Raw genomic sequence first — 247 nt, 5'->3', positions numbered from 1 at the left:
CGAAGCTTTCCAGCCCCTCGGACAGCCAGTGGTAGCGGCGGGCCTGCCTGTTGTCGCCGTTCATCCCCTGCTGAACCACCACCCACTTGCCGTCGTCGGTGACGATGAAGCCGTGCAGATAGAGATCGAAACCATCCTGCAGGGCAGCGCTATCGACCTTCGCGACCAGGCGGCTTGTCTGCGCCAGCGAGATCCCGTCGATACCGACGCGATTGCCGATCGCGGCAAGCTCGTCCGGCGTGCGCCG

At 65.2% G+C, this 247-nt stretch carries 1 protein-coding gene; it reads right to left on the bottom strand.

What is annotated here, in order from left to right:
* On the bottom strand, positions 1 to 247 hold a 247-nt coding region (locus SB772_RS44260; RefSeq protein ID WP_410839058.1), incomplete at both ends, for a DUF763 domain-containing protein.

The organism is Paraburkholderia sp. SIMBA_030 (genome assembly GCF_046535245.1).
Taxonomy (GTDB): domain Bacteria; phylum Pseudomonadota; class Gammaproteobacteria; order Burkholderiales; family Burkholderiaceae; genus Paraburkholderia.
The sequence above is the reverse complement of the archived record's forward strand: the minus strand, read 5'-3'. Positions and strand labels throughout refer to the sequence as shown.